The following is a 300-nucleotide window of genomic DNA, read 5'->3' on the forward strand; positions in this document are numbered from 1 at the left end:
TTGCTATAAAAAGCTGTCTATATTTCTTTCGAAGAGTAAAGCACATAACAAACTTTCAAACTTGGAGGTGAGTAATGGATGAATTAACTAATAAATTTTCTGCATTTGGTGGTTTAGACTGGGCTTTATCGAGTGGTCAGCTAAGAGTGTAGGAGTGTCATATTGGGCTGGGCTTTATTACAACCAACAACGAGCTAAGGGTAAGTCTCATCAATCAGCGGTAAGAGCTTTGGCTTTCAAGTGGGTGCGTATTGTATTTAGGTGTTGGAAAACGAAAGTACCTTATGATGAATCCAAATA

At 38.0% G+C, this 300-nt stretch carries 1 pseudogene; it reads left to right on the top strand.

Going from position 1 to position 300, the window contains the following annotated elements:
• Nucleotides 1-115: 115 nt before the first annotated feature.
• Nucleotides 116-300 (top strand): annotated as a pseudogene (locus H4J67_RS20150) (IS110 family transposase); the annotation flags it as partial.

It is taken from the genome of Colwellia sp. BRX10-4, from assembly GCF_014077465.1.
In the GTDB taxonomy this organism is placed as follows: Bacteria; Pseudomonadota; Gammaproteobacteria; order Enterobacterales; family Alteromonadaceae; genus Colwellia_A.